The sequence below is a fragment of the Pseudoalteromonas sp. 1_2015MBL_MicDiv genome (assembly GCF_002407505.1).
GTDB classification, from domain to species: Bacteria; Pseudomonadota; Gammaproteobacteria; order Enterobacterales; family Alteromonadaceae; genus Pseudoalteromonas; species Pseudoalteromonas fuliginea.
The window spans coordinates 2,690,646-2,709,584 of the sequence record NZ_CP012737.1 but is presented as its reverse complement, the minus strand read 5'-3'; the positions used below and the strand labels follow the sequence as shown (position 1 = coordinate 2,709,584).

18 protein-coding genes are annotated in these 18,939 nt (G+C 38.8%); 12 read left to right on the top strand and 6 right to left on the bottom strand.

The genetic code is table 11. From position 1 onward, the window contains the following. The first annotated feature begins 4 nt into the window (after positions 1-4). Entirely contained in the window at positions 5-424 is a 420-nt protein-coding gene (locus AOR04_RS12170) for a type IV pilin protein (RefSeq protein ID WP_007378371.1), read from the top strand. A gap of 201 nt (positions 425-625) precedes the next feature. On the opposite strand, the gene AOR04_RS12165 is transcribed toward AOR04_RS12170, so the two are convergent. Both AOR04_RS12165 and AOR04_RS12160 read right to left on the bottom strand, forming a co-directional pair. Next, the gene (locus tag AOR04_RS12165; protein ID WP_096793486.1) at positions 626-1,165 is read right to left on the bottom strand and encodes a GspH/FimT family pseudopilin; all 540 of its coding nucleotides are present in this window, start codon (positions 1,163-1,165) and stop codon (positions 626-628) included. Positions 1,166-1,246: 81 nt separating this feature from the next. Then, positions 1,247-1,795 (bottom strand): GspH/FimT family pseudopilin, encoded by a 549-nt coding sequence (locus AOR04_RS12160; RefSeq protein WP_096793485.1) that lies wholly within the window; start codon positions 1,793-1,795, stop codon positions 1,247-1,249. Positions 1,796-1,955: 160 nt separating this feature from the next. Here AOR04_RS12160 and AOR04_RS12155 point away from each other — a divergent pair, with 160 nt between their 5' ends. Continuing rightward, positions 1,956-2,294, top strand: a complete 339-nt coding sequence (locus tag AOR04_RS12155; RefSeq protein WP_096793484.1) for a P-II family nitrogen regulator — start codon at positions 1,956-1,958, stop codon at positions 2,292-2,294. Between the two features lie 463 nt (positions 2,295-2,757). Here the strand turns inward: AOR04_RS12155 and AOR04_RS12150 are convergent, their stop codons facing one another. After that, positions 2,758-3,522 carry an outer membrane protein assembly factor BamD gene (locus AOR04_RS12150; RefSeq protein ID WP_007378367.1) on the bottom strand — a complete coding sequence of 255 codons (765 nt, stop codon included), beginning with the start codon at positions 3,520-3,522 and terminating at the stop codon, positions 2,758-2,760. A 141-nt stretch (positions 3,523-3,663) separates the two neighbouring features. On the opposite strand from AOR04_RS12150, the gene rluD reads away from it, so the two are divergent. The 3 genes from rluD (at position 3,664) to clpB (ending at position 8,047) form a co-directional block, all read left to right on the top strand. Further along, the gene (rluD, locus tag AOR04_RS12145; protein WP_007378366.1) at positions 3,664-4,641 is read left to right on the top strand and encodes a 23S rRNA pseudouridine(1911/1915/1917) synthase RluD; all 978 of its coding nucleotides are present in this window, start codon (positions 3,664-3,666) and stop codon (positions 4,639-4,641) included. Beyond that, a complete protein-coding gene (gene pgeF / locus AOR04_RS12140; protein ID WP_008135739.1) occupies positions 4,641-5,372 on the top strand; it encodes a peptidoglycan editing factor PgeF in 732 nt (243 codons plus the stop codon). Before rluD ends, pgeF begins: the two co-directional genes overlap by 1 nt. Positions 5,373-5,470: 98 nt before the next feature. Continuing rightward, positions 5,471-8,047: an ATP-dependent chaperone ClpB gene (gene clpB / locus AOR04_RS12135; protein ID WP_096793483.1), complete on the top strand. Its 2,577-nt coding sequence runs from the start codon at positions 5,471-5,473 to the stop codon at positions 8,045-8,047. Positions 8,048-8,155: 108 nt separating this feature from the next. Here clpB and AOR04_RS12130 read toward each other — a convergent pair whose 3' ends face one another. Further along, positions 8,156-9,703 carry a methyl-accepting chemotaxis protein gene (locus AOR04_RS12130; protein ID WP_096793482.1) on the bottom strand — a complete coding sequence of 516 codons (1,548 nt, stop codon included), beginning with the start codon at positions 9,701-9,703 and terminating at the stop codon, positions 8,156-8,158. 523 nt (positions 9,704-10,226) lie between these two features. On the opposite strand from AOR04_RS12130, the gene gshA reads away from it, so the two are divergent. Both gshA and AOR04_RS12120 read left to right on the top strand, forming a co-directional pair. Next, positions 10,227-11,804, top strand: coding sequence for a glutamate--cysteine ligase (gshA, locus tag AOR04_RS12125; RefSeq protein ID WP_033040263.1), 1,578 nt, complete (start codon positions 10,227-10,229; stop codon positions 11,802-11,804). Between the two features lie 143 nt (positions 11,805-11,947). Further along, entirely contained in the window at positions 11,948-12,556 is a 609-nt protein-coding gene (locus AOR04_RS12120; RefSeq protein WP_007378361.1) for a transglycosylase SLT domain-containing protein, read from the top strand. Positions 12,557-12,700: 144 nt separating this feature from the next. On the opposite strand, the gene AOR04_RS12115 is transcribed toward AOR04_RS12120, so the two are convergent. Together AOR04_RS12115 and AOR04_RS12110 are read right to left on the bottom strand one after the other, a co-directional pair. Next, positions 12,701-13,969 carry an HlyC/CorC family transporter gene (locus AOR04_RS12115; RefSeq protein ID WP_008135726.1) on the bottom strand — a complete coding sequence of 423 codons (1,269 nt, stop codon included), beginning with the start codon at positions 13,967-13,969 and terminating at the stop codon, positions 12,701-12,703. A 61-nt stretch (positions 13,970-14,030) separates the two neighbouring features. After that, positions 14,031-14,837 carry a cytochrome C assembly family protein gene (locus tag AOR04_RS12110; RefSeq protein WP_007378359.1) on the bottom strand — a complete coding sequence of 269 codons (807 nt, stop codon included), beginning with the start codon at positions 14,835-14,837 and terminating at the stop codon, positions 14,031-14,033. Between the two features lie 250 nt (positions 14,838-15,087). Between AOR04_RS12110 and ffh the strand changes: the two genes are divergently transcribed. The 5 genes from ffh to rplS all read left to right on the top strand — a co-directional run bounded on the left by ffh (position 15,088) and on the right by rplS (position 18,689). Beyond that, a complete protein-coding gene (gene ffh, locus AOR04_RS12105; protein ID WP_008135724.1) occupies positions 15,088-16,467 on the top strand; it encodes a signal recognition particle protein in 1,380 nt (459 codons plus the stop codon). Positions 16,468-16,726: 259 nt separating this feature from the next. Beyond that, a complete protein-coding gene (gene rpsP, locus AOR04_RS12100) occupies positions 16,727-16,975 on the top strand; it encodes a 30S ribosomal protein S16 (protein WP_002962192.1) in 249 nt (82 codons plus the stop codon). A gap of 17 nt (positions 16,976-16,992) precedes the next feature. Next, entirely contained in the window at positions 16,993-17,529 is a 537-nt protein-coding gene (rimM, locus tag AOR04_RS12095; protein WP_008135722.1) for a ribosome maturation factor RimM, read from the top strand. After that, on the top strand, positions 17,529-18,296 hold the full coding sequence (trmD, locus tag AOR04_RS12090) for a tRNA (guanosine(37)-N1)-methyltransferase TrmD (RefSeq protein WP_008135721.1): 768 nt from the start codon (positions 17,529-17,531) through the stop codon (positions 18,294-18,296). Before rimM ends, trmD begins: the two co-directional genes overlap by 1 nt. 33 nt (positions 18,297-18,329) lie before the next feature. Continuing rightward, entirely contained in the window at positions 18,330-18,689 is a 360-nt protein-coding gene (gene rplS, locus AOR04_RS12085) for a 50S ribosomal protein L19 (RefSeq protein WP_007581406.1), read from the top strand. The last annotated feature ends 250 nt before the right edge of the window (positions 18,690-18,939 follow it).

Genomic DNA, 18,939 nt, shown 5'->3' with positions numbered 1-18,939 from the left:
ATAGATGAGCAATAAACAAGGTGGATTTACGTTAATTGAGCTAATGATAGCTGTTGCTATCGTTGGTATATTAGCTTCAATAGCATTACCTAATTACACTGAGTATGTTAAGCGCACTTCGCGTGCTGAAGCCGCTGCGGCATTATTGGATGCGGCAAATAAAGAAGAGCAGTTTTTTGTTGATAATAGGGAATACACAGAATCGTTTGATAACCTTGGTATTAATAATAAAACAGAAAGTAAACACTTTGAACTCAGTATCGAAGTGAAACAAACGAATACGTTTACCATTAAAGCAAAGCCCATAGGTGGCGCAGTGAAAGGTGATGGTGATTGTACTGAACTATCTATTACTGATATTGGCTTAAAGGGTGCAAAAGGTACTAAAGGAGCTACTGACGTTGACTATTGTTGGGGTCGGTAATTATTAGTTAACCTGAACTTTGGATAATAAATCTATCTCAAGCAGCTATTTTCAGTACTGACTGCGTTGAATTTACTTGCAATAGGCCAGCTATTGCAAGTAAATTAGCCTTGTTTTCACTGAAAATCTCTGGCTAGAGAAAATAAATTTAAACATCACTATGATTAAATACGTTAGTAAACCACTTAACCAGAGTTCAGGTTAGTTACTTTTTTGACATATATCGGTTGATTTAATTCGTATTCGACCCGTTTGACTTACTGACAAGGCAAGCCCTTCAAGATTTGCCTTGTCGCTATTTGGACAATAGATAAAAGTGCCATTTTGAAAGCCATTTAGTGAACCGTCAGGCCTAAAAGTTATTGCATCACGAGGGTATTTTAAGCTATCTGCATCATGAGTATGTTCAAATGTACTCAAAAGTAGTTCATCGTTATTTAGTGTAGTGGATTTATCATTATCGATAAATAAAGAGATTCGACCGTCCCAATCATCTTTCACACATTCCTTTTCTTTTAACGTACATAGCGTAACATAGGTGCTATTTTCGATTGCATACAGCCGTGCGTAGTTAATATTACGATGTAATAGGTTAACTTGATTGTCGGCACGATTTAAGGCTAAAAAATCTGAAAAGAACCATATTGAAAGCTGACTGATGATAGCAATGATTGATAAAGCCACCATTAACTCTATGAGAATTATCCCTAATATTCTGTTTGAACGTGTTTTAAACCTCATCCCTGAAGCCTTAAATCAATCTAAATGATTAATTTAGTCTAGTAAATAATCAGAATATGACAAATTTAATTAGTGTGTTTTTTAATCACATTTTTCTGTGGTATCTCCTAGATAAAAGGCTGTTCCTGATTGAGAAACTCTGAGCGCTTTATTGTTTTCAGTACCGTTATTGGGGCAAAAGATAAAGTCGCCTGGATTAGTCGTGATACGACCGCTGGTATTAAAGCGCAGCATTTTTTCATTTCCAGTGTATTTTAATTTATCTGTAGAACTAATTTTTTCCATTGCTCTAAAAATAGTGTCTGTTTTTCTATTAAATTTACCATTGTTATTTTTATCAACAAATAATGCTATTACCGAATCGCCTTGCCATGTGTTTTGACAATTAAAGAATTTATTTTCGCTTATCTTATTTAATGGTCCAGGGCATAGCACCATTATTTCATCAGTACTTGCTGCTTGAGAACGTGCATAGCTAATATTTCTTTTCAACTCTAACAAAAAATTTTCAGCCCTATTTTCTTCAAGCATGTCGCTACTGTTCCAAAAGGCAATAGAGGCAATAATACCCACAATAGCAACAGTGACCATTAATTCTAAAAGGGTGAATCCGTTTTGTTTATTGTTCATATTAATCTCATTACTGCGAGTTGTTTAAGTATAGCTATTTTTATTTGGTAAATTATACCATGGTTGATTGTTTTATCACCGTCATTCAATTGCTTTGTTTGCTATGAACTCTATGATTGTCTAAAATCGAAGCATCTGAAGCTTTAAAAAAGTAGTTAACATGAAAAAAATAGAAGCAATTATTAAGCCTTTTAAACTCGATGATGTACGTGAAGCATTGTCTGAAATAGGTATCAATGGAATGACCGTAAGTGAAGTTAAAGGTTTTGGTCGTCAAAAAGGGCACACTGAGCTGTATCGTGGTGCGGAGTATATGGTTGATTTTTTGCCAAAAGTAAAATTAGACATCGTACTTGGTGATGATGATGTTGAACGTGCTATAGAAGTTATCGTTAAAACAGCGCAAACAGGAAAAATAGGTGACGGTAAAATATTTGTCACTGATGTTGAGCGTGTCGTACGGATCCGAACAGCAGAAGAAGATGAAGACGCGATTTAACGTTTAAATTAATACAGGATCTGTTTATACCAACCTGCATAAATCTTTGATCAATTTAACGAATTAAATTGCACTATAACGTCGTTAAAAATTTTTTATTTACGACTGCATGGATGCAGGAGGTAGAGCAATGCAGGGAGCAATTGCCGAGAACAACTAGGTACAAAAATTTTTGCCTTGTTCTAGCGTAATTTTCTTAACGTTAAATAGACCCCATATATAAGCAGATTGGTATTACCTTTCAGGTTTAAAATTTGTTCTATTTAGGGGGGTAATCGCGGCGCGAGGTTTGTAACTTAGTGGGCTTGGTAACTGCCCCTGTTTGATGTTATTGGCTTACATCCGTGAGAAAATAAGTCAAAATTGAGCAAAGATCCCGTGTCCTGCACACACCCCTAATAAAAAACCCCTGCTAATTACTTAGTAGGGGTTTGTGTATAAGAGGCAGCTTACAAGCGCTTTTCTATTTGGTTCTATTATTCAGTTTTCGCGTTTGCTTTGCATGTTTGCTAAGTTCAGTTAACCCTAGTTTGTCGTAACTTTTTTCCATCATTTCAAGTGCAGGGTCTAAATAGCTGCTTTGTGAATAATGCTCAACAACAAATTTACCACGATTAGCTGCTGCTAAATAAGCTTCACGTTCGTAATAGTAAGTCGCTACTTTTAATTCGTAACGTGCCATGCGGTTTAACAGCCACACCAAACGACGTTTAGCTTCTGGTGCATAATCACTATCTGGAAAACGTTTAACCAATGTTGATAAATCGGTAAATGCAACACGTGTTCGGTTTGCATCACGGTCAGCTCTATCTACACCAAAGTATTCTTGAAATGCATTTTTGTCTGCTTTGATGTTTACCAAACCACGCATGTAATACATGTAATCTAAATCTTTATGATTTGGGTTGAGGCGTATAAAGCGATCGACTGTTGCTAATGCTTGCTCTGTATTACCCGATTGATAATGCGCATACACTAGATCCATTTGTACTTGCTTAGAAAACGGGCCAAATGGATAACGAGAATCTATTGCACTTAGAAGCTCAATTGCACGTGCATATAAACCAGAATCTAGTGTTTCTTTTGCATCTTCATACAAAGCTTGTGCTGATCTGTTTGGTACACGTTGAATATCTTCTTGGTCAGGCGCAGACGAACAAGCGCCTAAACTAAGTACAGAAACTGAAAAAACAATGGCAAATGCACGTTTCCCTATTTTATTTATCATTTTATTTGTTACCTTCGATGTCTTCGGCTAGGCCAAGTCGGTAAAACCGAGTAAACTATACGTATTATATTATGCTTTTATTAAAAGCGATTCTAACCCAGTCGAGCAAAGCTTGCACTGGTAAATTGGGTAAAGTTACTAATGACAGAGCAAATTTCTCTTCAAGCCGAGGTTCCAACTGACTTAGGTGGTAAACGTCTAGACCAAGTATTAGCGCAATTGTTCCCTGATTATTCACGTTCACGTATAAAAACATGGATTTTGGATGATAAAATTACTGTTGATGGCGAAATATTAAACACACCACGTACTAAGTTATTAGGTGGTGAGCTTCTTAATGTTGAAACAACTATTGAAGCACCGCGAGAATACCTTGCACAAAACATCGATTTGAACATAGTTTATGAAGACGATCATATTTTGGTAATTAATAAACCAATGGGACTTGTGGTTCACCCTGGGGCGGGTAATCCTGATGGCACAGTATTAAATGCGCTATTACATCACTACCCGGAAATTATCAATGTTCCGCGAGCTGGTATTGTGCACAGGTTAGATAAGGATACGACCGGATTAATGGTTGTGGCTAAGACGATCCCTGCACAAACGCATTTAGTGACAGCATTGCAAAAACGTGAAAACTTCACCCGTGAATATGAAGCGCTTTGTAATGGAACCATGACCGCTGGTGGCATGATTGAAAAGCCTATTGGTCGCCATGCGACACAGCGTACACACATGGCTGTTCATGAAATGGGCAAACCTGCTATTACGCATTACCGTGTGGCTGAAAAGTTTCGCGCACATACTCGCTTACGTTTGCGCTTAGAAACCGGTCGTACACACCAAATTCGTGTTCATATGGCTTACTTAAATCACCCATTAATTGGTGATCAGTCTTATGGCGGCCGTCCGCGTCCACCAAAAGGTGCAACTCCTGAGTTATTTGAGCTACTTCGTAGTTTTAGACGCCAAGCTCTCCACGCGGTTAAATTAAGCATTGCTCATCCTATTACGGGTGAAATGATGACATGGCAAGCGCCTATACCTGATGATATGGTTGCTATGACGCTAGCACTACGCGAAGACACCAAAGCTAATCCTGATATAGATAGATAGTGCATTTATTATCAGCGACATGGCAAAACCTTCATAATGTAGGTACGTTAAGTACTACATGTGAAGGTGGTGTTTCTCAAGTCCCATTTAAAAGTTTAAACCTTGGACTTCATGTTGGTGATAATAAGGAGTACGTATTAAAAAATCGCGCATTGTTAAATACGCATATTCCAAAACCAGCGGTATGGCTAAATCAAGTTCACAGTAACAATGTTGTTATTGTTGATGAGCATTTTGACTTCACTGAGTTACATAATGCTGATGCTCTTTATACACAACTAATTGATCAACCACTTGCTATTATGACCGCTGATTGCCTTCCCATATTATTAAGTAGTAATGATGGCAATGAAGTTGCGGCCATTCACGGAGGGTGGCGAGGGTTAGAGCAGGGTATAATTAAAAGTACTCTTGATTGTTTTGATGCAAAGCATAAGGATATCAATGCATGGTTAGGTCCTGCTATTGGTCCAAATAAATTCGAAGTTGGCTCAGACGTTTTTGAGCTATTCCAAGCACAGTCATCTCTTTTTGTTGAAGCGTTTAAACTACAAACTAACCACAAATACCTTGCCGATATTTATAATATTGCTCGTATATTACTAAATCAATCAGGTATAAAAAAAATTACAGGGGGAGAGTACTGCACTGTTTCTCGCAAAGACCTGTTTTTTTCTTATCGTCGTGATGGCCAAACTGGACGCATGGCAAGTTTGATCTGGCGCAAGTAATTTATCATTGTTGTGATTATATTTTCTGCTACACCTTGAACAAACGCCTAAACATACCCATTAATTAAGCAATTAGATTATTTGATAGGTAAACCCTTATGCGTTTAGATCGATTTACAAGTAAATTTCAATCTGCGCTTTCTGATGCGCAATCGCTGGCACTTGGCCGCGATCATCAATTTATTGAACCTGTACACTTAATGTACTCATTGCTTCAGCAAAGCGGATCAAGTGTTCGAGCGCTATTTGCCCAAATAGGTATAAGTGCAGACGAACTCAATACCAAGCTCTCCCAAGAAATAGAAAAGCTATTTAAAGTAGAAGGGGTCGGCGGTGATGTTCAACTGTCCAATAATATGGTGTCGCTTATCAACTTATGCGATAAATATGCGCAAAAGCGTAAAGATAAATACATCTCTAGTGAATTATTTGTACTTGTTGCATGTGATGATAAAGGCCCGCTTGGGACTATTTTTAAAGCGTTAAATATAACCGCCAGCAAAGTTGAGAGTGCGATTAAGGCGATTCGTGGAGGTCAAAAAGTTGATGATCCAAATGCAGAAGAAACACGCCAAGCATTAGAAAAGTTCACCATTGATTTAACTGAACGCGCTGAGCAGGGTAAGCTTGACCCTGTTATAGGCCGTGATGATGAGATTCGCCGTACGATTCAGGTTCTGCAGCGCAGGACTAAAAACAACCCTGTACTAATAGGTGAGCCTGGCGTTGGTAAAACAGCAATCGCTGAGGGCTTAGCGCAGCGTATTATTAATGGTGAAGTACCAGAAGGATTAAAAAATAAACGCGTACTATCACTTGATTTAGGCGCGTTAGTTGCGGGTGCTAAATACCGTGGCGAATTTGAAGAACGTTTAAAATCAGTATTAAATGAATTGGCTAAAGAAGAAGGCCAAGTCATTTTATTTATTGATGAAATACACACCATTGTGGGGGCAGGTAAAAGTGACGGCGCAATGGATGCGGGCAATATGCTAAAACCAGCATTAGCGCGCGGTGAATTACATTGTGTTGGCGCAACCACGCTTGATGAATACCGTAAATACATAGAGAAAGACGCAGCGCTTGAACGTCGCTTCCAAAAAGTACTCATTGAAGAGCCTTCAGTCGAGGATACCATTGCTATATTACGCGGCTTGAAAGAGCGATATGAGTTACATCATTCAGTAGAAATTACAGATCCCGCTATTGTTGCTGCGGCGCAGTTATCTCACCGCTATATTAGTGATCGCCAGCTACCGGATAAAGCGATTGACTTGATTGATGAAGCGGGTTCTTCAATTCGTTTGCAAATTGATTCAAAACCAGAGTCATTAGATAAACTCGAACGTCGTATTATCCAACTAAAGTTAGAAGATAATGCACTAGCGAAAGAAAAAGACGAAGCAAGCCAAAAACGCCGAGCTGAAATGCAAGAGTTGATCACCGACCTTGATGGGCAATATCGTGAGCTAGACGAGATATGGAATGCTGAAAAAGCATCACTTCAAGGCACGCAAGTAATTAAAGCTGAGCTTGAACAAGCAAGATTAGATTTAGATGTAGCGCGAAGGGCAAGTGACTTACAGCGTATGTCAGAGCTGCAATACGGGCGTATCCCTGAACTTGAACGAAAACTTGATTTAGCCTCACAAGCCGAAATGCAAGAAATGACTCTGCTTAAAAACCAAGTCGGTGAGGATGAAATAGCAGAAATACTCTCTCGCTGGACCGGTATACCGGTATCGAGAATGCTACAAGGTGAGCGTGAAAAGTTACTGCAAATGGAAGATAAGTTACACAGTAAGGTAATAGGCCAAGATGAGGCTGTTGTTGCTGTTTCTAACGCAATACGACGCTCACGTGCCGGACTTGCTGATCCTAACCGTCCGATTGGCTCATTTTTATTTTTAGGTCCAACAGGTGTGGGTAAAACAGAGCTAACTAAAGCACTGGCTGGTTTTATGTTTGATACCGAAGATGCCATGGTGCGTATCGACATGTCTGAGTTTATGGAAAAACATTCAGTTGCACGTTTAGTTGGAGCTCCTCCAGGTTACGTGGGTTATGAAGAAGGGGGGCACTTAACTGAAGCAGTGCGTCGTAAACCTTATTCGGTAATACTGCTTGATGAAATCGAAAAAGCACACCCTGATGTATTTAATATCTTACTGCAAGTATTAGATGATGGTCGTCTAACCGACGGACAAGGTAGAACCGTTGATTTTAAAAATACCGTTATTATTATGACTTCAAACCTAGGCTCAGATATTATTCAAGAGCAGGCTGGAAATAATGATTACACAACGCTTAAAGCTAAAGTGATGGATGTATTAATAAATGAATTTAGACCTGAATTTATAAACCGTATAGACGAGACGGTGGTATTTCATCCATTAGCTAACGAACATATCAAAGAGATTGCTGATATTCAGTTAATGAAATTACGTGAGCGTTTAACTGAAATGGGTTACTTATTGGAAATAACGGACACTGCGCTTGAACGCATTGCAGCAAGTGGTTTTGATCCCGTTTATGGCGCGCGTCCACTTAAACGTGCGATTCAACAAACCATTGAAAATCCACTCGCGCAAAAGTTACTCAGTGGTGATTATTTACCTGGCAGTGTTATCATTATTGATGCAACCGATGAAGGTCTAGTATTTACAAATCGCTAATCAATAGAAGTTAAATATATAAAGCCGCTACCTAAAGTGACACCCAATAGTTGGACATTCCAATTATTGTGGGCCACTTCAATCAGCGGCTTTTTTATAGGTGCTAATTTAAACTTTAAACGTAAGTAAAAGGCCATTTACTTTACGAGAACCTTCAACCAACTCTGCTGCACCTTTTGCGACATTAAAACTTAAATTGAGATTTTCGTCACCAAACCCCTTAATCTGCGATACATTATTACCAATATCATTACTAACTACCTGTTGCTCTTCTGCTGCGGTCGATATTTGAATTGCTAGTTGAGAAATCTCACTTATTTGAACAAAAATACCATCAAGTTCGATCTGAGTTTTAGCGGTTGTATCTACGCAAGTATCGGCTTGAGTTTTAGTGCTCTGCATTACTTTAGACCAGCTAAATAAGGTATCTTGTATTTCTTTAATTGAGCTATGGATTTGTGTTGTTGCATTTTGAGTCCTTGACGACAGGGTTCTTACTTCATCTGCTACAACGGCAAAGCCTCGACCATGTTCGCCTGCTCTTGCTGCTTCTATTGCTGCATTTAATGCCAGTAAGTTTGTTTGATCCGCAATCCCTTCAATTTCACTCATCACTTGACCTATTTTATCAGCCTCAGAAGCTAAGCTGCTTGCGGTTGTCGCGGCTTGTTCCACCTGTGTTGCTAAATCAGACACCATGATACTGTTTTCGGCAATATGATTTTTAATATCAGAGCAGCTTTGGTGAGTGAGGTTTACTTTATCTGCTGTTTCTGTGGTGCTATTTGATATTTCACCAATTGTTGAGCTCATTTGTGCCATAGCTGATGCTATTTGTTCTAAACGCTCACCTTGTGCCGCAATACCTTTTTCAGTCATCGCGGATTGTTTATCTAAGTCGGTCGCAATGTTATTAAAGCTTAATGTTGAATCTTTCATACGACCCAATACAGTACGTAATTTTGCACTGATCATTTGTTCTCTGTAATCACTTATACTATGCGGGTTATAGCCGCTATAAATATAACGAGATACCGAATCAGACTTAGCTTTTTGATCACGTAATATTTTAGGTGTCACAATTAGCTCTTCATAATTAAGAGCAATAACTAAACAGCAAATAAATAAGTTTATTAAGGCAATGCTTAGCGAACCAAATAGAGCAACATAAATTAGCCATAGTAATACGCATACAAAGCTGATGCTTTGTCTTATTGTTGTTTGTTCTTTGAGGCTAAATAGTGACTTACCCGCATTTATTTTATTATATAAGTCTTGTGCTTGTTGTTTTAGTTGTTGGCTTGGTTTTGTTCTTACAGATTGATAGCCAATAAGCTGACCATGTTCAAAAATAGGCGTTACAAATGCATCAACCCAATAGTAGCGGCCATCTTTACAGCGATTTTTTACCATACCTCGCCAAGAATGGCCTTGTTTTAAGATATCCCACATTTCTTTAAATGCTGCTTTAGGCATATCAGGATGACGTACTATATTATGATTTTTTCCTATGAGTTCTTCTGAGGTGTATCCAGCGATGATACAAAACTCTTGATTAGCATAAGTTATTACTCCCCTTAGGTCAGTCGTAGAAACAAGTTCTTGTGACTCATCAAAATGGACTTCTTCATTTTTTAAGCTTTTATTATTGCGCATTGTATTTTTTATCATCCTTTATCGTTGGCGTCATTATATTGCTTGTTAACTACAAAGCAAAAAAACAAAGTATTTCTTTAGTACTTATAATTTAAATTTCATATTTTTATGATCTACATCAAGTAATTGAATTGTTAAGCTGATTATTGAAAGTTAGATGAGCCAATGTCGTGTAAGTGCCGGTCTATTTATTGATGAAATTTAATCTTTACTCTGAACGCAGATTAAAATGAATCGACTGCAAGTAGATTCAACACCGTAAGTACTGCAATGAGAGATTTTGAGTCGCGTGAGTCTTCACGTTTTTTAGGTTAAATACCCATGCAAAAAAATTGTATAATACCAAGAGCGGTGGCAATATTAGGGTTTACTGTATGATGCCTGCCATATCAAACGCATATCCAAATTGGATAAATGATAATTAATTTTGAGAAATTGTTTTGTTCTTAGCAATTTAATCTTGAGTCTAGGTAATTAGCCCCCATAACCCTATGATTAAGCCACGTGGCCCGAGGAAGCATTTTTGACAACACATGATTTAACAAATACGCTAAACGCGTTATCAGCAAATGAGCATAAACACGCAGTTAAAGGCATTAAGCGTGGTATTGAGCGAGAGTCGTTAAGAATAAAAAACGATGGTGTTATATCAGCTCAAGGGCATCCTAAAGGGGTTGGAAGTGCATTAACTAATGGGCATATCACCACTGATTTTTCTGAGTCTTTGCTTGAGTTCATTACCCCTGTTAGCGAATCGTCTATACAGACACTTAAGCAATTAAAAGATTTGCAAAAATTCACTTTAGAAAAAATGGGCGATGAATTACTGTGGCCTATTAGCATGCCGTGCTTTATTGAACATCAAGATGATATTGTATTAGCACAATTTGGCAGCTCAAATACTGGTCAAATGAAAACATTATACCGTGAAGGGTTAAAAAATCGTTACGGTAGTATGATGCAAGCAATTGCAGGCGTACATTTTAATATTTCTTTTCCTGACACACTTTGGCAATCAATTCATTCACTAAAACAAAGTAACGCCAGTTTACAAGATTTTATCTCTGATGGTTATTTAGCACTGATCCGTAATTTTAAACGCGAGCTGTGGTTAATAAGTTATATGTTCGGTGCATCTCCGGCGCTATGTAATTCATTTTTACAAGGTCGCAAAACCGACTTGCCATTTAAAAAATTAGGGAAAGGTACACTTTATTTAGAAGTCGGTACTGCACTTCGTTTAGGTAATCTGGGGTATACAAATAGCGCACAGTCATCATTGCGCGTAATGTATAATTCACTAGATGAATATGTAGCGGGTTTGAAAAAAGCGATCAATACCCCATCTGAAATCTATAGCGATATTGACGATTATACGAGTGAAGCTCCTAAGCAGCTTAATAAAAATATTTTGCAAATAGAAAATGAATTTTACTCACCAATTCGCCCTAAACGAAATGCTAAAAATGGTGAAACGCCGACAGACTCGCTGCTTAGAGCTGGCATTGAGTATGTAGAAATTCGCGCATTAGACGTAAACCCTTTTAGCGAAGTGGGTATTGATATAGAGCAAATTCACTTTTTAGATGTATTTTTAACATATTGTTTATTAAAAGATTCAGCTCCAATGGATTGGAAAGAACAAGCGCGTAGTACTGAAAACCTCGACACAGTAGTAAATCAAGGTCGAGAAGAAGGACTAATGCTTAACTTTAATAACGAAGAACGAAGCCTGCAGTCGTGGGGGGGCGAAATATTTACCCAGCTAACGGATGTTGCTAAATGGATGGATAATGCTTACGGTGTTAATTATTACTCAGATACTATAAAGCGTATGGCAACGTGGATTGATAACCCCGCACTGACTTACTCGGGACGTTACGTGTCACAACTAAAAGAATCTGGTTTAGATAACGGGCACTTCGCATTAGCATTAGCTAATAAGTATAAAAAAAGTCATGCTGAAACTGACTATAGTGAGTTTTTAAAGCCTTGGCTGGAACAACAAGTTATAGAGTCTAATGAGGCACAAGTGGCAATTGAGCAAGCGGATACGCAATCGTTCAAAGCATTCTTAGATGCATATTTTGCCAGTAAGTAAGTTTAATGCCCACTATTTTTAAACAAAAAAAACGCAGCCCAAGTTGGCTGCGTAAATACTTTTCAGGGATGAAACAATGCTGTACTGCTGCATTATAAAATCAGACCCACACTTTTTATAAAAGTTCAGTGAGATCTAAAAACATGAAAAAAAATGCACTAATGTTATCTCTAGCTATTACTCTTGCGGGGTGCGCTACAGCCCCACCAAAGCAACCGAATGATATTTGTAAGATTTTTAAGGAAAAATCCGATTGGTATTTCGATGCAAGAGACGCTCAAGAAAAGTGGGGTTCACCTAAGCATGTATTAATGAGCATGATGTATCAAGAAAGCTCATTTAAACACGATGCAGCGCCACCAATGGAATACTTTTTGTGGATAATTCCAACTGGGCGTGCCAGTGACGCTTATGGTTACTCGCAAGCTAAGACTCCTACATGGGCAGATTATATTCGCGAAACAGGTAATAATGGTGCTGATAGAGATGACTTTGATGATGCAATAGATTTTATGGCATGGTTTGTTTATAAAACGCATAAAGTGAATGGTATTTCTAAATGGGATGCTTATGCGCAATATCTTAATTATCACGAAGGCTGGGGCGGATATAAGCGTGGTACTTATAAAAAGAAAAAATGGCTAATGGGCGTCGCAAATAAAGTTAAACACCGAGCTAGTCGCTATGGCGCACAATTAAAGCGTTGTGAAGAAGAGCTTGATAAAGGGTGGTTAGAGCGATTATTTAGTTAATTAACCTGAATTCTGGATAATAAATCTATCTCGAGTAGCTATTTTCAGCGTTAATTTTATTGAATTTACTGAAAATCTCTTAACCAGAGTTTAGGTTAATTATTTTCATTACTAAAAAAGGAGCCAATTCGGCTCCTTTTTACTTTAACGAGTTCGTTTATTGGGATGTATTTTTACCTGTTTAATCATGTTCTCTTTTACTTCAAGTACTTCAACAGGGTATCCCGCAATACGTAAACTAATATTTGCATCAGGAATATCTTCTAAATATTCAACAATTAAACCACTCAATGTTTTAGGACCGTCAAGTGGGAAATCCCAACCCATTTCTTTATTTAAATCGCGTACGTTAGCACCGCCATCCACAATACAAGAACCATCAGTTTGGGTTGTTACTTCTTCGCTCGGAGTGCGTGTTTGTGTTGTTGTAAAATCGCCAACCACTTCTTCTAAAATATCTTCAAGGGTTACTAGGCCTTGAATATCACCGTACTCATCAACGACGAGGCCAATACGTTCTTTAGATAATTGGAATTTTAAAAGTTGAGTATTAAGGGACGTACCTTCAGGAATAAAGTAAATTTCACGTACAGCACGTAGCAGCGAAGGTTTATCAAACTGCTCTTTTGTAAGAAGCCTAAGCGCATCGCGTGAGTGAATAAAACCGACGGCATCATCTATGTTATCTCTGTATAACAACACACGGGTATGTTGTGCATGAGTTAACTGGCGGCTAATTAGTTTCCAATCATCATTTATATCTATCGCCACAATTTCGTTACGTGGGATCATGATATCTTCAACGGTTACTTGTTCTAAGTCTAAAATTGAGGTGAGCATGCTTTGGTGGCGTGCAGGAATAAGTGCGCCTGACTCATTGAGTACGGTTTTTAATTCTTCTTTACTCATACTGTGTTCGTCTATTTGAGCGGCGCTAATACCAAATAATCGCAGTATTCCGTTGGTCATCCAGTTAATAACAACGACAAAAGGGAATAGAATTTTTAGTAACCCTTTAAGTATTATTGAGCTTGGAAAGGCCACTTTTTCAGGATAGAGGGCAGCAAGGGTTTTCGGAGTTACTTCGGCAAATATAAGCACGACTAAAGTTAACACACCCGTTGCTATAGCAATACCAAGGTCACCGTAAAGGCGAATGCCTATAATCGTAGCCACTTGGGCTGCTGCTATATTAACAAGATTGTTACCGATTAAGATTAAACCGATGAGCCTATCTGGACGGCTAAGTAATTTACTGACTCGTTTAGCTGCACGATGATCCTCTTTAGCGAGGTGTCGCAAGCGTATACGATTGATTGACATAATTCCGGTTTCAGAGCCGGAAAAGTAAGCAGAAAAAAGCACCAAAAAACCTAAAATGATAAATAGGGTACTTGTCGATATGTCGTCCAACGATGGATCCTTTTCTTATAAATCAATGCGTATTAAGCTAGAGTGAGCAAGCAGAGTCAAGTTAAAACTTATTTAGTATCACTTCTTGTATGAAACGGCTGCCAAAATAAGCAAGTGTGAGGATAAATGCAGCAATCATAATTGTAATAACGACCGGTTTTCCTCGCCAACCTTTTTTCATATGACCTAATGCAACAACAGCAAAAATTACCCACGCGATTAACGACAGTATCGTTTTATGGATAAACTCTTTAGCAAACATCCCATCAAGAAATAAAAACCCTGACAGCAATGCAAAAGTAAGAAGGATTGTCCCTAAGTTTAAAAGTTGGTAGAGCTGGCGCTCAACAACCATCAGAGGGGGTAAATGACTGTGTACAATTGCTAAATCTTTTCGTTTTAATCGCTTATCGATAAAGTAAAACTGTACGCCATATAGGGTAGCAATAATCAAAATACAGTATGCGAGCAAAGAAATAGAGATATGTGTCACTAAACCTATTTCAACATTTATACTTTGTAGCAAAAGATGGTGCGGTATAAATAAACTAGCGATAGTTAGAAGTGCTGCGAAACCGTAAACAACCGGAAGTAATAGGGTCGCCGGAAACTTTAATGACACGGCTGTGACAGATACAACGATAACCCAACAGGTGAGTAAAGAGACATTAACGATACTTAAATCTTGACCATCGGATCGAAACACTGAATTCACTAACAGCAGCATGTGCGCCAATATAGCAACCGTACTTAATATTACAGTTACTTTCTGGCTAGGGCCTTGTTGATGAAACAGTCTTGATAGCACGTGAGACGTTGCTAACACATAAAATAAACTGGCAATAATAGTTAAACTAATAATCAGCATTGTGCTTGGGCCACTTAATTTGAGTCAAAAAATCCTTGTTGTTATATTGGCATTGTATTTTATAGCAAAGCAAATGGATAGACCTTAAAAAAAGAAACTCAACAAGCGGCACTTGAACACTGTATTGTCCGGCACCATTTACGGTATACTGTTTTTAATTCAAATTTAATAATATCAATATCCTTAATTGGATGGCTAAATAAAAAAGCTGTGTAATTAGATTGATATAACGTCTTATCGGAACCGATACATGTTTGAGAACCTCCAAGAACGATTAGGTAAAACCTTAAAAAATATCAGTGGTCGTGGCCGCCTAACTGAAGACAACATTAAAGACACTCTTCGTGAAGTGCGTATGGCTTTTTTAGAAGCCGATGTGGCGTTGCCAGTTGTTCGTGACTTTGTAAAGCAAGTAAAGGAACGTGCAGTCGGTGTTGAAGTTACAAAAAGCTTAAGCCCAGGCCAAGTATTTGTAAAAATAGTACGCGAAGAGCTTGAAAAAGCGATGGGTGAAGCAAACGAAGAGCTAAGCTTAAACGCGCAACCGCCTGCGGTTGTAATGATGGCTGGTCTTCAAGGTGCAGGTAAAACAACCAGTGTCGCAAAGCTTGCAAAATTTTTAAAAGAGCGTAAGAAAAAATCTGTACTAGTAGTGAGTGCCGACGTATACCGTCCTGCGGCAATTAAGCAGTTAGAAACGCTTGCTGCTGAAGTTGATGTTGATTTTTTCCCAAGTGATATCTCGCAAAAACCTGTAGATATTGCAACAGCAGCTATTTCTCATGCAAAAAAGAAATTCATCGATGTAGTACTTGTTGATACCGCAGGGCGTTTACATGTCGATAGTGACATGATGGACGAAATTAAAGACCTTCATAAAGCAATCAACCCAATTGAAACATTATTTGTTGTTGATGCAATGACAGGTCAAGATGCGGCAAATACAGCTAAAGCATTTGACGAGGCATTACCACTTACCGGTGTTATATTAACAAAGACTGATGGTGATGCACGTGGTGGTGCGGCTTTATCTATTCGTCATATCACAGGTAAGCCTATTAAGTTTATGGGTGTTGGTGAGCGCACTGACGCACTTGAACCTTTTCATCCTGACCGTATAGCGTCACGTATTTTAGGCATGGGTGATGTACTTTCATTAATCGAAGAAGTCGAGATGAAAGTAGATAAAGAGCAAGCTGCCAGAGTTGCTGAAAAAGTATTTAAAGGCGCAGGCTTTACCCTTGATGATTTTGCGGATCAACTAAAGCAAATGAAAAATATGGGTGGCATGATGTCGATGCTCGATAAGCTCCCTGGTATGTCTAACTTACCAGATGCAGTTAAAGGTCAAATGGGTGATAAAACATTTATCCAAATGGAAGCTATTATTAGCTCGATGACTAAAAAAGAGCGTGCACGCCCAGAAATTATTAAAGGTTCGCGTAAAAAACGTATTGCAGCTGGCTCAGGTACACAGGTACAAGAAATTAATAAGTTGCTTAAGCAATTTACGCAAATGCAAAAAATGATGAAAAAAATGAAAGGCAAAGGCGGCATGACCAAAATGATGCGCGGTATGAAAGGCATGTTACCTCCTGGAATGATGGGCGGCGGCGGCCCTAAATTTTAAATATTAGCCTTTAGCTATTTTTGAAAGAATAAATAAACGACAAAAAAGGAGCAAATAGCTCCTTTTTTATTGAATAAATTATGCGCGTAATACCTCATAAGCTCTAATTTTCAGTTGAGATCACGGTTTAACCTACTAAACTGCCTTTTTGCTGCACTTCTTACTTGCGTTATTGCCAAAAACTCGTACAATTCCCCAGCTCCCCATTCTGGGGAGTAAATCTTATTAATGAAAACAGTCAATCTTTATAGAGGACGGTATGGTAACTATTCGTTTGCAACGTGGTGGCGCTAAAAAACGCCCTTTCTATCAAATTGTGGTTGCGGATAGCCGTTTCTCGCGTGACGGTCGCTTCATCGAGAAAGTAGGCTTTTTTAACCCAATTGCTTCAGGTCAAGAAGAAAAAATTCGTTTAGATTTACCACGTGTTGAACACTGGGTAGGTCAGGGCGCATCTCTTTCAGATCGCGTAGCTAAGTTAGTAAAAGACGCTCGTAAAGCGGCTTAATAGGCGTAAGTGTAACCATGAGTCAAGAGAACACCTCATCAATAATTGTCGTAGGAAAGCTCGGTGCCCCATATGGTATAAAGGGCTGGCTTAAGGTACATTCATTTACTGATGATCCCATAGGGATCTTCGATTTCAGCCCGTGGTTGATAGGGCAGCAAGGTAAATGGCAGTCCTTAGAAGTGGTCGACTGGCGTCGCCACAACAAAGGCTTTATCGCTAAATTTGCGCAAATAAACGATCGAGACGAAGCAATGGCTTATACCCATGCAGAAATTTCGATGGATTCAGCGCAATTACCTGAACTCCCGCAAGGTGAGTTCTATTGGCGAGATCTCATTGGCATGTCGGTTGTAACTGATAAAGGTTATAGCTTAGGCATTGTTGATGACCTGATGGAGACAGGATCAAATGACGTACTAGTTGTGAAAGCAAATAGTAAAGATGCATTTGGTCAAGCTGAGCGTTTGATTCCTTTTTTAACTGATTCAGTTATTAAAGAAGTTAAATACGACGCAAGAGAAATTACCGTAGACTGGGATCCTGGGTTTTAATGACGCAAACTAGTTCATTATGGGTAGGGGTGATAAGCCTTTTTCCAGACATGTTTGACGCTATTACAGACCAAGGTGTTACCGGTCGCGCAGTAAAAAATGGCTTAATTGATTTTAACTGCTGGAATCCGCGAGACTACGCTTTAGATAAGCATAGAACCGTAGATGACCGTCCTTACGGGGGTGGACCGGGTATGTTAATGATGGTTGAACCATTAAAAAAAGCGATTGCCGAAGCTAAAAAAGCTGCTGGTGATGGTGCTAAAGTAATTTATATGTCCCCGCAAGGGCGCAAACTTGATCAGCAAGGCGCTAGCGAACTCGCTAACGCTAAAAAACTGATTTTGATTGCCGGTCGCTATGAAGGTATAGATGAGAGAATAATAGAATCATATGTTGACGAAGAATGGTCGATTGGTGATTTTATTTTGAGTGGAGGTGAACTACCTGCCATGACATTAATTGACGCAGTAGCGCGATTAGTGCCGGGTGTGTTAGGTCATAACCAGTCAGCGGAACAAGATTCATTTTCGGATGGCTTGTTAGATTGTCCACACTATACACGACCAGAAACATTGGACGACAAACAGGTTCCTGCTGTATTACTCAGTGGTAACCACCAAGAGATAGCAAAATGGCGGCTTATGCAGTCATTAGGCAGAACTTGGTTACGACGTCCTGACTTGTTGCATAACCTAGCTCTGACTGAGGAGCAAGCGGTATTACTCGCGAAATTTCAGCAAGAGTACCAAAAAGCTTGTGGCTAGAAGACAGTTACACCTAGGAAAGTGAGAAACATAATGGCAAAAGTAAACCAAAATATTATTAAAGCGCTTGAAGATGAGCAGCTTAAAACAGACGTACCTGCATTTGGCCCTGGTGATACAGTGGTTGTACAGGTAAAAGTAAAAGAAGGTGCTAAAGAGCGTCTACAGGCCTTTGAAGGTGTTGTAATCGCTAAGCGTAATCGTGGTCTTCACTCAGCATTCACAGTTCGTAAAATCTCGAACGGTGAAGGCGTTGAGCGTGTATTCCAAACGCACAGCCCTCTTATTGATAGCGTAACAGTTAAGCGTCGCGGTGCAGTTCGCCGTGCTAAGCTTTACTATCTACGTGAGCGTTCTGGTAAATCTGCACGTATTAGAGAAAAACTTAACTAATACGCGCTGTTTATCAACGCAAAAAAACGGGTTGCATCCTTCGGGTTGCAACCCGTTTTGGTTTTAGAATATTATTTTCTCAATTCTCAATTCTCAATTCTCAATTCTCAATTCTCAATTCTCAATTCTCAATTCTCAATTCTTCATTAGTAAAATTTCCGCTTTAGCCTTTTCTCAGTTACCTGATCCTGTTAGTATTTATCGTATTGATTAGTTTACTTTTATGTAAATTTATATTTACGTTATTTGT

Excerpts from the sequence above, each read along its gene's own strand:
- AOR04_RS12170 (WP_007378371.1), top strand. The coding sequence starts at position 5 with ATGAGCAATAAACAAGGTGGATTTACGTTAATTGAGCTAATGATAGCT.
- AOR04_RS12165 (WP_096793486.1), bottom strand. The coding sequence starts at position 1,165 with ATGAGGTTTAAAACACGTTCAAACAGAATATTAGGGATAATTCTCATA.
- AOR04_RS12160 (WP_096793485.1), bottom strand. The coding sequence starts at position 1,795 with ATGAACAATAAACAAAACGGATTCACCCTTTTAGAATTAATGGTCACT.
- AOR04_RS12155 (WP_096793484.1), top strand. The coding sequence starts at position 1,956 with ATGAAAAAAATAGAAGCAATTATTAAGCCTTTTAAACTCGATGATGTA.
- AOR04_RS12150 (WP_007378367.1), bottom strand. The coding sequence starts at position 3,522 with ATGATAAATAAAATAGGGAAACGTGCATTTGCCATTGTTTTTTCAGTT.
- rluD (WP_007378366.1), top strand. The coding sequence starts at position 3,664 with ATGACAGAGCAAATTTCTCTTCAAGCCGAGGTTCCAACTGACTTAGGT.
- clpB (WP_096793483.1), top strand. The coding sequence starts at position 5,471 with ATGCGTTTAGATCGATTTACAAGTAAATTTCAATCTGCGCTTTCTGAT.
- AOR04_RS12130 (WP_096793482.1), bottom strand. The coding sequence starts at position 9,703 with ATGCGCAATAATAAAAGCTTAAAAAATGAAGAAGTCCATTTTGATGAG.
- AOR04_RS12120 (WP_007378361.1), top strand. The coding sequence starts at position 11,948 with ATGAAAAAAAATGCACTAATGTTATCTCTAGCTATTACTCTTGCGGGG.
- AOR04_RS12110 (WP_007378359.1), bottom strand. The coding sequence starts at position 14,837 with ATGCTGATTATTAGTTTAACTATTATTGCCAGTTTATTTTATGTGTTA.
- ffh (WP_008135724.1), top strand. The coding sequence starts at position 15,088 with ATGTTTGAGAACCTCCAAGAACGATTAGGTAAAACCTTAAAAAATATC.
- rpsP (WP_002962192.1), top strand. The coding sequence starts at position 16,727 with ATGGTAACTATTCGTTTGCAACGTGGTGGCGCTAAAAAACGCCCTTTC.
- rimM (WP_008135722.1), top strand. The coding sequence starts at position 16,993 with ATGAGTCAAGAGAACACCTCATCAATAATTGTCGTAGGAAAGCTCGGT.
- trmD (WP_008135721.1), top strand. The coding sequence starts at position 17,529 with ATGACGCAAACTAGTTCATTATGGGTAGGGGTGATAAGCCTTTTTCCA.
- rplS (WP_007581406.1), top strand. The coding sequence starts at position 18,330 with ATGGCAAAAGTAAACCAAAATATTATTAAAGCGCTTGAAGATGAGCAG.